Source organism: Arthrobacter sp. KUASC02 (assembly GCF_059739395.1).
Map to the genome: position 1 here is coordinate 2675722 of NZ_AP046053.1, position 12783 is coordinate 2688504.

General features: G+C 67.2%; 12 protein-coding genes. 1 reads left to right on the plus strand and 11 read right to left on the minus strand.

The genetic code is table 11. The features are described from left to right. Positions 1–2: 2 nt before the first annotated feature. From eda to AC6JAC_RS12405, 6 genes are all read right to left on the minus strand, one after another. On the minus strand, positions 3–686 hold the full coding sequence (gene eda / locus AC6JAC_RS12380) for a bifunctional 4-hydroxy-2-oxoglutarate aldolase/2-dehydro-3-deoxy-phosphogluconate aldolase (protein ID WP_051628675.1): 684 nt from the start codon (positions 684–686) through the stop codon (positions 3–5). Continuing rightward, positions 679–2148 (minus strand): mannitol dehydrogenase family protein, encoded by a 1470-nt coding sequence (locus AC6JAC_RS12385; RefSeq protein WP_028269411.1) that lies wholly within the window; start codon positions 2146–2148, stop codon positions 679–681. Before AC6JAC_RS12385 ends, eda begins: the two co-directional genes overlap by 8 nt. Then, positions 2136–3065: a PfkB family carbohydrate kinase gene (locus tag AC6JAC_RS12390; protein ID WP_051628695.1), complete on the minus strand. Its 930-nt coding sequence runs from the start codon at positions 3063–3065 to the stop codon at positions 2136–2138. Before AC6JAC_RS12390 ends, AC6JAC_RS12385 begins: the two co-directional genes overlap by 13 nt. A gap of 47 nt (positions 3066–3112) precedes the next feature. After that, positions 3113–4324, minus strand: a complete 1212-nt coding sequence (gene manD / locus AC6JAC_RS12395) for a D-mannonate dehydratase ManD (protein WP_028269413.1) — start codon at positions 4322–4324, stop codon at positions 3113–3115. 82 nt (positions 4325–4406) lie between these two features. Beyond that, on the minus strand, positions 4407–5441 hold the full coding sequence (locus AC6JAC_RS12400) for an L-idonate 5-dehydrogenase (protein ID WP_497964865.1): 1035 nt from the start codon (positions 5439–5441) through the stop codon (positions 4407–4409). Further along, positions 5438–6820, minus strand: coding sequence for an MFS transporter (locus tag AC6JAC_RS12405; protein ID WP_028269415.1), 1383 nt, complete (start codon positions 6818–6820; stop codon positions 5438–5440). Before AC6JAC_RS12405 ends, AC6JAC_RS12400 begins: the two co-directional genes overlap by 4 nt. 148 nt (positions 6821–6968) lie before the next feature. On the opposite strand from AC6JAC_RS12405, the gene AC6JAC_RS12410 reads away from it, so the two are divergent. Continuing rightward, complete coding sequence (locus tag AC6JAC_RS12410; RefSeq protein WP_028269416.1) at positions 6969–7700, plus strand: GntR family transcriptional regulator; 732 nt, start codon at positions 6969–6971, stop codon at positions 7698–7700. A 19-nt stretch (positions 7701–7719) separates the two neighbouring features. On the opposite strand, the gene AC6JAC_RS12415 is transcribed toward AC6JAC_RS12410, so the two are convergent. The 5 genes from AC6JAC_RS12415 to AC6JAC_RS12435 all read right to left on the minus strand — a co-directional run bounded on the left by AC6JAC_RS12415 (position 7720) and on the right by AC6JAC_RS12435 (position 12782). Beyond that, positions 7720–8181: a hypothetical protein gene (locus AC6JAC_RS12415; protein ID WP_156037044.1), complete on the minus strand. Its 462-nt coding sequence runs from the start codon at positions 8179–8181 to the stop codon at positions 7720–7722. A 13-nt stretch (positions 8182–8194) separates the two neighbouring features. Beyond that, a complete protein-coding gene (locus AC6JAC_RS12420) occupies positions 8195–8713 on the minus strand; it encodes a flavin reductase family protein (protein WP_497964868.1) in 519 nt (172 codons plus the stop codon). Positions 8714–8860: 147 nt separating this feature from the next. Continuing rightward, a complete protein-coding gene (locus AC6JAC_RS12425; RefSeq protein WP_497964870.1) occupies positions 8861–10039 on the minus strand; it encodes an MFS transporter in 1179 nt (392 codons plus the stop codon). Continuing rightward, a complete protein-coding gene (locus AC6JAC_RS12430; protein ID WP_028272734.1) occupies positions 10036–10701 on the minus strand; it encodes a GntR family transcriptional regulator in 666 nt (221 codons plus the stop codon). The genes AC6JAC_RS12425 and AC6JAC_RS12430 overlap by 4 nt, the downstream gene beginning before the upstream one ends. 77 nt (positions 10702–10778) lie before the next feature. Continuing rightward, the gene (locus tag AC6JAC_RS12435) at positions 10779–12782 is read right to left on the minus strand and encodes a vWA domain-containing protein (protein ID WP_497964872.1); all 2004 of its coding nucleotides are present in this window, start codon (positions 12780–12782) and stop codon (positions 10779–10781) included. Between the last annotated feature and the right edge of the window lies 1 nt (position 12783).

Genomic DNA, 12783 nt, shown 5'->3' on the forward strand with positions numbered 1-12783 from the left:
GCCTAGTTCTGGCCCGGTCCGCCAGCGTCCCGCAGTCCGGCAGCGTCCCGCGCGCCGCCAGCGTCCCGCAGTCCGGCAGCTTGCCGCGCGAGAGTGGTGATCTGCTGCCAGTCCCCTTTCTCGATTGCCCCGCGTGGCGTAAGCCAGCTGCCACCCACGCAGGCGACATTCTTCAACGAAAGGTATTTAGGTGCGGAGCCAAGGCTGACGCCACCTGTCGGGCAGAACTGCACCTGCGGTATGGGTGCCCCGATGGCCGCGAGATAGTCGGGGCCGCCGGCCGGTCCTGCGGGGAAGAACTTCATGGCCGTCAGGCCGCGTTCCAGGACGCCCATGACCTCGCCTACGGTGGCAACTCCCGGCAGGACGGGCACACCCAGCGCCAGCAGATGGTCCAGCAGGGACGGGGTAACGCCCGGGCTCACCAGGAACTGCGCACCGGCGGAGACAGCGGCATCGGCCTGGCCCGGAGTCAGCACTGTCCCAGCCCCCACGAGGATCTCAGGCACTTCCTCGGCAATGAGCTTCAGCGACGTCAGGGCGCTCTCGGTTCGGAGGGTGAGTTCGATAATGCGGACGCCGCCGTCGGCCAGTGCCCGGGCCACCGGAACAGCGTGTTGCGGGTCCTCGATAGTGACCACCGGAATGACCGGTGAAACGTGCAGGACGCTGGTGGCGTCAGCCATGGTTGATCTCATTTCTCAGGCCGCCCAGGCCCTGGGTGTCGATGATGCGGTACCAGTGAAGGAGGAGGTTGGTGAATCCGGGATGGGCCGCGAGTTCGCCGTCGAAGATGCTGCTGAAGCCCAGCAACGCGGGCACCACAGTTTCCGCCGAGCGCATCACCGGCAATGCAGCGTGGAGCCCGGCCGCCAGCGGATCGTTGAGCTCCGCCTCCGGGGTGGAGGCCACATGGTGCATCCAGGCGGCGACTGCCAGTGCTGCCCAGCGTGGTTCGCGTCCGGCGTCGAGGGTGGCACGGACCGTAGTCAGGAGCCGCAGCCCGATCTTCTGGGAACCGTCGCTGCCCACCTTAGCCGTGGTGTGTCCTAGCGCCGGGTTGGCGAACCGCTCCAGGACTTGTGCGCAGTACAATTCACCGTCCAGCCCTGGCGGAAGCCCAATGGTGGGCAGCGCGTCCTCCGCCATCATGCGGCTGCAGGCTGTTCGGAACGCGTCCTCCCCCACGGCGTCGCTGATGGTCGCCTTCCCGGTGGCGAGTCCAAGGTAGGCCAGCATGGAGTGGCTGGCGTTGAGCAGGCGCAGTTTGGCTGCTTCCCAGGCCGCAACGTCGGTGCTGAAGAGTGCGCCGGCTTTCTCCCAGGCGGGCCGGACGCCCGCAAAGTTGTCCTCGATGACCCACTGCATAAAAGGCTCGGCCACCACGGCGGCTTCGTCCCGCAGGCCCAGTTCATGTTCGACGGCGTCAAGGTCGCCGTGGGTGGTGGCCGGCACCATCCGGTCCACCATGGTGGACGGAAAGGACACGTTGGCGTCCAGCCAGGCGAGCAGCGGCCCGGATTCGGCGTCCGGAAGGGCGGCGGCGAATGCGCGGACGAGGGATCCTGTCAACTGGCCGTTGCCCGGCAGGTTGTCGCACGACATAACCGTGAGCGGGCCTGCGCCGGTGCGGGCGCGCTTCTGGATGCCGCGGGCGATCTGCCCGATGGCCGTCTGCGGCGGCTGGCCGGCAAGGTCGGCCTGTACTTGGGGGTCGGCGGTGTTAAGGGACCCGCTGTGCGGATCTATCCGGTAGCCCTTCTCGGTCACGGTCAGGGTCACCACGTGGGTGGTGGGTGCGGCAATCCGATCCACCACCGTTTCGGGGTGGTCCTTGCCCGAGATGGCTTCCACGATGCTGGACACCACCCGGAGCGGGGCCGCGCCGCCTCCCCGTTCAGCGACCGTAAACAGGCCGTCCTGCGGCGCCAACTGCCTCGCGACGGTGTCCGATCGTTGGGTCACGCCAACGATCCCCCAGTCCGATGATCCGGTGGCGAGCATGGCATCTTCGGTGAAGACCGCGGTGTGGGCGCGGGCAAAAGCCCCGAGTCCCAGATGGACGATGCCGGGACGAAGGCCTTCGCGCGGGAGCAGTACTTTCCGGGTGCCTGCGGCTGCCAGCGCGGCGTTGCTTAGGCGTGCGATGTCAGTTCTCCTTTTGCGGCGCCGGCCGCGTGGGCACGGGTCTGGTCAAGGGTGGGAATGAAGCCGGTTCCGCCTTTGCCGCCCACCACCAGCGACGCCGCCGCAGCACCCAACCGGGCTGCTTCGGGCAGGCTATCGCCGAGCACCATCCGGGCGGTCAGGGTGCCGACGAACGCGTCGCCGGCGCCGGTCTGGTCCACCACCGCCGGGGCAGGGATCGAGTCGATCCATGTGCTGTCCAGGCCTTCGCCTTCCAGCTGGATTCCCTCTGCGCCGCAGGTCACTGCCACGTTGGTGGCGCCAAGGCCGAGGAGTTTTGCAGCCGCCTGCGCCGGCGTGGAGGAGCCTAGAAGGGCCGTGGTCTCGCCGGGAAAGGACGGGGTCACCAGATGGCTCTGCGGCGCGAGCCGCAGAAGTGTCGCTGTCGCGTCTTCAGCGGACGTCAGCCGGGGGCGGAAGTTGGGATCGAACACAAAGCGACTGGCAAGATCGGCGGCTTTGAAGACCGCCGACCGGGACGATTCGGAAATGGCACATGCGATCCCGCCTGCCACCACGGCGCCGGCGGCCGCGAACACGGCCGGGTCGACGTCGTCGGGTCCCAGGCTGGAGCCCACACTTCCGTTGCGGGCATAGGAGAACTCGCGCTGGCCTTCGGGATCGGAGTGCACCAGGTAGACGCCCTGCTGTCCGGTCCTGAACATCAGCAGGCGGGTGGAGATGCCGAGTTCGGCGATGCGGGCGGCGATCGCCTGCCCGAGGTCGTCGTCGGTCAGCACTGCCAGCAGCCCGGTGCGCGCTCCCGCCGCGGCGGCTGCAGCGGCGACGTTTAAGGCGTCGCCGGAAATGCCGAGCCGGGCCGGCACGCCGTGGCCGAACGCCACGTCGGTGGCCACCTCAACGAGGATCTCCCCCATCACCACGACGTCGAAGGGCTGGTTTTCGCTTTCGCGTGTTGCGCCGTTCACCAGTCATGCACCGATCCGTCGAGCCGCCGGTTGATAGGAAGATACTTGGGGTCGAAGGGGAAGCGGGCGGCAGCTTCCTCGTTGAACTCTACGCCGATGCCGGGGACGTCCCCGGGGTGCATGTAGCCGTCGTTGAAGGTGTACGAGGTGGTGAACACCTCGTTGGCCGGCTCCCGGTGGCCCATGTATTCCTGGACGCCGAAGTTCGGGATGCTCATGTCCACGTGCAGGGCGGCAGCGAACGAGGCCGGGGAGAGGTCCCCGGCACCGTGCGATCCGGAGCGCACCCCGTAGAGGTCCGCGAGGGAGAAGATCCGGCGCAGGTGCGTGATGCCGCCCGCGTGCGAAACGGAGGTCCGGATGTAGTCGATGAGCCGCTCGGTGATCAGCTGCTGGCAGTCCCAGATCGAGTTGAACACTTCGCCGACGGCGATGGGCGTGGTGGTGTGCTGGCGGATCAGGCGGAACGCCGACTGGTCCTCGGCCGGCGTCGGGTCCTCGATCCAGAACGGCCGATACTCCTCCAGGGACGCGCCCAGGCGGCCGGCCTCAATCGGCGACAAGCGGTGGTGCACGTCGTGCAGGACGTGCACCCCGTAGCCGAATTCTTCGCGGACGTGGGCCATCATCTTAGGTGCGAAGTCCAGGTAGGAGGTGGTTTCCCACATGTCCTCCTGCGGGACGTTGCCGCTGGCCGGCTCGTAGAGCTTGCCGTCCACCGGAGCGATTCCGTAGGTCTTCTCGAGACCGGGCACCGCGGCCTGGGCACGGATCGCCTTGTAGCCGAGGTCCAGGTGGTGCTGGAAGTCGGCGCTGAGGTCCTCAAGGGTTGAGCCGCTGGCGTGCCCATAGACCATCACGCCCTCGCGGGCGGCACCGCCCAGCAATTCGTACACCGGCATCCCGGCGGCCTTGCCCTTGATGTCCCAGAGTGCGACGTCGATGGCGGCGATCGCCGTCATGGTCACCGGTCCGCGGCGCCAGTAAGCGCCTTTGTAGAAGTACTGCCAGGCATCCTCGATCCGGCGCGCGTCGCGGCCGATCAGCAACGGGCAGAGGTGCTCCGAGAGGTAGGACGCCACGGCCAGCTCGCGGCCGTTGAGGGTGGCGTCGCCGATGCCGGTGATGCCGTCCTCGGTTTCAATAACGAGCGTGACGTAATTCCGTCCGGGAGACGAAACCACTACCCGTGCGTCGGTGATCTTCACTGATTGGTCCTTCAGATGTGTGGGATGAGTGCAAGTGGGTCGCAGCAGGTGTCGTTTTGAACCGACAAAACGACACCTGCCGCTACTCAGTTGGGGAGAGCCGCAGCATGACTTTGCTGCTTCCGGACGCCGGATCGCCGAAGACGCGCATGGCCTCGGCTGCCTGGTCGATCCCGAACGTGTGCGTGATGACCGGGGAGACGTCCAGCCCCGTTGCCGTGGCCTGGAGGGCGTCGCTGATTTCGTCAACGAACCGGTACGAGCCGATCCACGTGATCTCCCGCGTCACCAGGTCCCCGAGTGCTGCAGGGGCCGGCGCGCCGGGAAGGTTGCCCACCTGGACGAGCGTTCCGCCGCGGGCCGTGGCGCGCAGGACGCCGCCCAGCACCGCAGGGATGCCGGAGGCCTCGAACACCAGTTCCATGTCCTCCGGGAGGCTGCCCGCGCCGGAGACGTTCACGACGTGGTCCGCGCCCATGGCTTTCGCAATCTGCAGCGCGGAGTCGTTGATGTCGGCGGCAATGACGCTTCTGGCGCCGGCGAACCGGGCCGCGGCAACCACAAGCGAGCCGATGGGCCCGGCCCCGTTGACCAGGACGTCCTTGCCGGTCAGCGATCCTGCCCTCTTGACCGCGTGCATGGCGACGGCCAGCGGCTCGGCAAGCGCACCGTGCAGGGTGTCCACGCCGTCGGGCAGCGGCCGGATCTGAGTTGCCTTGGCGAGCTTGCGTTCGCTGAACCCGCCGTCGGTGTGCGGGTCAAAGGCTGCGGATCCGAAGTACCTGATCTGCGGGTACAGGTTGGTGCGGCCGGCCAGGCGGTCCGGCATGATGCCGTCCCCCACCAGTTCCGCCGGATGTACCGTGACGGGCTGGCCGACGTCGAGGTTCCGGACCCCGGCGCCCAGCCGGGCAATCCGGCCGGCGACCTCGTGGCCGAGGACGAGCGGCGACTTCAGCGCCGCCGTCCCGGAGGCCCCGTGGCGCCAGTAGGAGAGGTCCGAGCCGCAGATCCCGCCCCACTCGACGTCGATGATTACTTCACCGGGTCCGGCGACGGGCTCGGGCCGGTCGTCGATGCGGAGGTCATTCGCTCCGTGGACTACGACGGCTTTCATACGGCGTCTTCCAGGCGGACCATGTCGCGGCCGCGGACTTCGGGCCCTACGAAGGCTGAGACCAGGGTGATCAGGGAGTAGCCGATGAGCATCGCAGCAAGCGGCCACCAGTGCCCGGTGATGGCGGTGAGGGTCGCAGCCAGCAGCGGGCCGATGGCGGTGGCGAGGATCCCGCCGATTTCCTTGGCCAGGGCGAGCTGTGTGAAGCGGGTGCGGGCTCCAAAGAACTCGGCCATCGTGACGCTTTCCATGGCGAAGAGGCTGAGAACGCCGAGGTTGAGGCCGACGACCATGGCGACGGTAATGAGTGTGGTGTTTCCGCTGGTGACCATCAGCATCATGGGGATGGCGAACAGGGCGGTCAGCGTGCTGAGCACCAGGTAGAGGGGCCGGCGGCCGAAGCGGTCACCGAGCATGCCCATGACGGGAATGGTGAGGAAGCCAAGCAGCGACCCGTACACGATGGCGGTGGTGCCCACGCTCTTGTCCACCAGCAGGACAGTAGCGAGGTAGCCCACCAGGAAGGTCTGGACCAGCCCCGAGTTTCCGGCCTGCCCGAACCGCAGGCCCAGGGCGATCAGGAAGGCCTTTCCCTTGCGCTGGTGCAGGGCTGCTTCGATGGTGCTGGTCGTGGCGAGTTCGTCCGCCGCGACGATTTCCCGCTTGGAGAGTGCCACGCCGTCCACAACATCGGCCCGCTGTTCAAACACCGGGCTTTCCTTGAGGGAGCGACGGACCCACACGGCAAAGATCATCAGGACGAAGCTGAACAGGAACGGAATGCGCCAGCCCCAGCTCAACAGCTGGTCCTCCGGCAGTGCGCTCACCAGAAGCGCCCAGAGTGCCGAGGCGGCGAGCGTCCCGGAGTTCGTGCCGAGGCACACGAGGGAGGAGATGAGGCCGCGGCGGCGGGCCGGGGCGAACTCGGCCAGCATGACCGTGGCACCGGCGATCTCGGCACCGGCGCCGAAGCCCTGTGCCAGCCGCAGTGCAACCAGCAGGATGGGGGCCCAGATCCCGATCATCGCGTAGGTGGGGAGAACGCCGATCAGGGTTGTGGACGCGCCCATCAGCGCGATGGTGATGAAGAGGACCTTCTTGCGGCCGATCCTGTCGCCCATGCGGCCGAAGTAGACGGCGCCGGCGAGACGGGCAACGTAGCCGACGCCGTAGGTGGCCATTGCGGCGATCAGGCCAATGACCGGGCTGACGTCGGGGAAGAAGATCTTGTTGAAGACGATGGCTGCTGCCAGGGAGTAAAGCTGGAAGTCCATGAATTCCATGGCGGTTCCCAGCCATCCGGACACTGCGACCTTTGCCAGTTCCTTGGTGGGTTTGGTCTCCGGCCGGGCGGTGGGCGGCGCGATGCTCTCAGTCATCTGGTGCTCCTTTGCAGGCGATGAAAAACGAAGGGGGTGAGTGAAAGGAAGAAGGCCGGCGGTGGGTTGTTGTGACCGGCGGCACCTCGCTAACTAACTACCATACAAGCACTACCATTCTAGTGTGTCAAGAGAATAGACTGGGGGCATGGCATCCGATAAACCCGGCAAGGGACAGTCCCCGCGGCTCTCTGTGCGTGACCAGACCCTGGAGACGCTGCGGCGTCGCATCATTTCCCTCCAGCTGCCTCCGGGTGAACCGCTCTCGGAGAACGAGCTCGCACAGGAACTGGGGGTCAGCCGCACGCCGGTCCGGGAAAGCCTGATTCTGCTCAGGGAGGAGGGACTGGTGCAGGTCTACCCGCAGATCGGTTCCTTTGTCTCGCTCGTGGACCTGGGGCGGGTATCCGAGGCTCAGTTTGTCCGCGAGGCCATTGAATGCGCGTCCCTGCGCGACCTGACGGTCGACGAAGTGGGGATTGCGGGACTACGCGTGATACTCAAGAGCCAAACGGACGCGGATGCCGCCAGCGATGTGGATGAGTTCTTCCGGCTGGACGAGGATTTCCACCGCGAACTTCTGAGGCTTGCGGGGCACGAATCCGCCTGGGCCGCCGTCAACTCCGCCAAAGCGCACCTCGACCGCGCACGCCGCCTGAGCCTTCTGGACACCAGGCCCATAGCAACCCTGATCCAACAACACACCGCGGTTGTCGATGCCCTTGAAGCCAAGAACCTGGCTGACGCCGACAGCTCCCTGCGGCTGCACCTGCGGGGCGTTTTTGAGGATGTCCAGCGGATTCAGCAGGCAACCCCGCAACTCTTTTCCGACGGCGCCGCACTGCGGCCCACACGCCGAAGTGTGGCGCGGCTGGCGTGAGGGCGGGGCCGGGTACTCATCAGGGAGTCGATGAACCCCCCAGCGTCACTTCGTGGAGCGGCACCGCCTGGCCGTAAGCCGGCGCTTCCTCGGCCAGTGCGTAATGGAAAATCCGGCTGCCTGCTTTTTCCAGGCCACCGCGGGGTTCAACCCTGAACCACTCATTGCCGGCGACTGCCAGCGCCCAGGCATCGGCTTCTTCCCAGTACACCTCACCGGGAGGGCGGTCCGGATGAACCTGCATCGCCACGGAAATCACGAAAACAGTGGCGTCCTCCGCGTCGGGGCGCCGGGCGAAGCACACGACGTCAACGCTGACGCCCTGGTTCGCGCAGGACGGCTTGCGTGCCATGGCGGTAGCGGCGCCCTCAACGGCGCCGTCGTGGATGTCCTGCCACGCAAGTGCGTACATCTGCCGGCGCAGCAAGGAGAGCTCCTCGCCGCAGATCATTTGGATCCTCCGGGTAAGTGCCCCGATCATGCCCATACCCGTGTCATGCGGCGCTTTCCAGCTGCCCTGCCCGGGACGGCACGCCGTCGAAATAGCCGCCCTTGAAGAAGAGCAGCGGCTCGGCACCGTCCCGTGCACCCAGGGCACGGACCGACCCCACCACAATGGTGTGGTCGCCGCCGTCGTACTCCCGGTACAGCTCGCAATCCACCCACGCAAGGGCCTGATCCAGCACCGGATTACCCAGCGGAGACACCGAAAACCCCACACCGGCGAACTTATCGGTGCCCGAACGGGCAAACTGCGCGGCAAGATGCCGGTGCCCGGCCGGAAGGATGTTCACCGTGAACCGGCCGGCGGCCCGCAGCAGCGGCCAGGTGCTGGAACTGCGGGCCGGACTGAACGTCACCAGCGCCGGATCCAGGGAAAGGGAGGAGAAAGACTGGCAGGTGAACCCGGCCGGGCCGTTCTCCGTCGCAGCCGTGACCACCGTCAGCCCGGAGGCGAAATGGCCCAGCACGTGACGCAGGCGCTGCGGGGTGAGATCAAAATGTTCGGTCATGTTCTATCCCTTTCAAGGCCGGTCACCCAAACCAACCACCCGCCCCGCACCCCGTTCAACCGGGAACGAAACGCACCGACGCGCAACGCAACCTGGCTTCACCGCCCGAAGCACAAAGTAACCAACGGGGATTGGGCGGGGCTCCTGTCAGTCGTCCAGGCGGACGCCGCGGACCAGCAGGAGCGTTCCGCCCACAACAACCGCGGACGCCAGGAAGACGCCGGCTGCCCCGAGCCCGGCCGCCACAACCCCGATGGCGCTGGGCAGGACCACCTGGCCCACCCTGTTCCCGGCAAGGCGCAGGGCCAGGGCCTTTCCGCGCTGGCCGTCCGGGGCCTGGGCCGAAAGCCAGGACATCGTCAGCGGCTGGCCGATGCCCAGCCCCAGACCCAGCCCGGCCATCACCCCGAAGAGCAGCCACTCCTGCATCGGAATCGCCGCGACACCCAGCGCGACGGTGGAGAGCGCCAGGCTTGACACCATGAGCCGCCCCCGGCCGAACCTCCGGGACAGGCGTCCGAGCCCCAGCCTCGAAACCATCGAGAACACGGCCCGCACCGCGAGCATGAGGCCCACCGTGGCTGCACTGAAGCCGCGCTCCGTTCCGAGCGCCGGCAGGTAGACAACCGTCAGGTCCACCACCGCCAGCACCGTGGCACTCGTTGCCAGCGCCCGGACCAGCCCCGGCGTCCTGAGCAGCGAGGCAACACTGCCCTGCGAGCTGCCCGTTGCCGTGACGGCGGACTTCCTGCCGGCGGCCTTCGTCGAGATCACGAAGGTGGTGAGGAAGAGAACCAGGCTCATGCCGGCCGAGAGGAAGAAGATTGCCTGGGTGTCCGGGCGGACAGAGGCACCGCCCACCACGGAGATAGCCAGCGGGCCAAGCGCCTGCCCCAGAGACGCCGCGAAGGTCAGGTATCCGAAGGCGGAATCAAGCCCTGACGCCACGGCATTGTTCGCCACGACGGCCTGCTGCCCCACCACACACGCCAGTTGGCCTGCGCCAAGCAGCGCCGTGCCGATAACCAACGCCGGGACTGTTGTCCCCCAGAACAGCAGGAAGACGGAACAGCCAAGCACGACGGCGGATCCGGTCACCATCAGCCGCCGCTCGCCTAACCGGTCCACGAGGGCGCCGGTGGGGACAGCCAGCAGCAAGGGAAAAACAGCGTAGCTGGCCGCGAGGAGGCCGAGGGCATATCCCGGCACATCCAGTTCCAGCGCCCGGTAAGTGGTTGCCGGCCGGACCAGGAACGTCACGGCTTGGATCAGCGTCGAATGAAGGAGAAGTGCCAGCGCCGAACGGCGGCCCAGTTCACCGATCACGGGATGACGGGGGCGGCGCCGGAGACGGCGCGCACCGCGGCGTCCCGGGCGCCGGCGACGTGGTCGAAAGCGATCCTGGCGGCTGCTTCCGGTTTGCCCGAAGCGAGGGCCTCCACCAGGATGCGGTGTTCGGCGAGAGCCTGGTCGCGGCGTTCCTGCGTGCTGTTGGTGAAGTGGCGGTAGCGTTCCATCTGGCTGGACACCTGGTCATGAAACCTCTGCGCCCAGGAATTTCCGGCGATGTCCGCGATGGCGGTGTGCAGCGCCATTCCATACCTCATGGCTTCGTCGGCGAACTTCACCATGGCGGCATTGCGTTCCACGATCCCTTCCAGGTTCGCGATGTCGGCCGGCGTCGCTTTGGCGCATGCCTCACGGGCCATCAGGGACTCCAGTGCCGCGCGCACGCCGTACAGTTCGGCGATGGCTCGTTCGTCCAGGATCGGGACGAGCACGCCTCCTGTGGGTTGCTGTTCCAGCAGGCTTTCCGAGATCAGCCGCCGGATCGCCTCCCGCAGCGGCGTCCGGCTCACCTGCAGCTCCGTCGCCATTGCGGGTTCGTAGATCCGCTCACCCGGCTTCAATTCCAGGTTAAGGATCCGGCGTTTCAGCTCTCCGTAGACCAGATGCGCTCCGGTATTCCGGGACTGTGATTCGACCACTGACAACCTCCACCTTTTGTACTTGTATACAACTATACAAGTGCAAGGCTTTGATGACGGCGGAACGGGACTCTGGGCTATGAGGCCCAGTCGGCGTCGTCGAAGGGACGGCCGCGGAAATGAGCGCGGAGGTACTCCCCCACAACGGCAGCCCCGAGGTCACCGGTTTCCGGCGCCACCACCCGGCCGTCGATTCGGCGCGCCATGCGCTGGACGAACCGCTCGAGGCCCGGGTCATCGCCCAGCCGGAAGAACGTGGCCTGGGTCCCTGCGCGGCCAAGGCGGTCGAGTTCGGCAATCGTGACCCGGATGGTCTCCGGGGCCGGCGGGTAGTCGAACCACGAGTCCCCGTCCGGCAACAGGTGCGCTGTCGGCTCCCCGTCGGTCACCACGAGGAGGACGTGCTGCATGGACGGATGCTGACGGAAGAAGCGGTTGGCCAGCAGCAAGCCGTGATGCAGGTTTGTTCCCTGCTCCCGCCGTGACGCCAGGGCCGTGAGTTCGCCAATGTCCATGGTCCGCGCGTAGCGGCCGAACGTGATGAGCTGCAGCCGGTCCCCGCGGAACCGGGTGGAGACGAGATGGTGCAGGGCGAGTGCGGTGCGCTTCATCGGCACCCACCGCCCCTCGGCGGCCATCGAAAACGATACGTCGGCGAGGAGGACGACGGCGGCCTGCGTGCGCGCCTCCGTGTCGGTCACCTCGATGTCGCCCGGGCCCAGCCGTAATCCGCGGCCCGGGTCGCCGCCCTCGGCCACGGTCCGGCGGATTGCGTTTGTCATGGTGCGTGTCACGTCCCACGGCCCGGCATCGCCGAACTCCCACGGCCGGCTGGATCCCGTCTGCTCGCCGGCTGCCCCGGCGACACGTGTGTCCCGGCGCCCCTGCCGGCCGGACAGCTGCTTGGCGGTGTCCCGCAACAGTGACTTGCCGAGCCGTCTCATGGCCTGCGGGGACAGCCGGAGGTCGCCGTCGGCGCCGCGCCGCAGGTAGCCGCCGTCCTGCATGGCCCGCTCGATTTCGGCGAGGGTACGTGCCGACACTGCGGCCTTTTGACCGAGTTGGCGGGCCAGGGCGTCCAGGTCCAGGTCATCAAGGCGAGATCCGTTGTAGGACTGGGAAAGCTGTTCGGCCAGCTCGTCGAGTTCGGCGATGTCCTGAAGCACGCCCGTGCCATCGCCCAGCCCGAGCCCTTCCTGACCCTCGAAGCGTTCGGAGCCATTCCAGTCTTCTCCCGGGCGCAGGGCGCGCAGGCTGGAGTCGAGCTGATCGAGCTGGGCCATGAGTTCGGGTGAGCCGAACGCCTGGGCGGACAGGCGCATCAGCTCATCGCGCTGCTCCGGGGACATGGATTGCAGGAGGCGCTGGGCCGCGGCGGCGCGCCGGGCCAGTGCGTCGATCAGCTCCTCGACGGATTGCGGATTCTCCGGAAAGAAATGGCCGTGCCGGGCCATGAACTCCTGGAAGTCCGCGTCGGTGTCCTCGCCGTGCCGGTGCTTGTCCAGCAGTTCGTTGAGGTCCCGCAGCATCTCGTTAACAGCTGCGCGGTCCGCATCTGTGGCGTTCTCGAGCGCCTGCTTCATGCCGGCGAACCGCTGGTCGAGGACCTCACGGCCCAGCAGGTCCTTGATGCGCTCGAAGGCTTCCCGTGCGGTGCTCGACTGCCAGTCATAGGAGGCGAGTTCGTTGACCGCTGCCGCCGTGGACGAGGGCAGGTTCTGCAGCTGCATCTCCCTGAGTGCGCGGTCGGTGCTATCCATCATGGCGTCACGGGCCAGCTGCTTGCGCTCTTCCAGCACTGCGGAAGCGAGCAGCTTTTGGACCTCGCTGAGGGTGCCGTCCAGGCGGTGGCGGCTCAGGAGTTCTTTCCGGCGCTGTTGCACGCGGCCGGCGAGGTCGTCCAGACCTTCCCGGTGGCGGCCGCCGCGCCGGAGGTACTCCTGCAGGGCGTGCCGGGGCGAGTAACCGGCCATGACGTCCTCGGCTATCGCGTCGAGCGCCTCCGCCAGGTCTACCGGCGGTGCGAGCGGGTCGGGTCCTCCCCTGTACCGGCCATACCTTGACCGGCTGTGAGCGTTCATG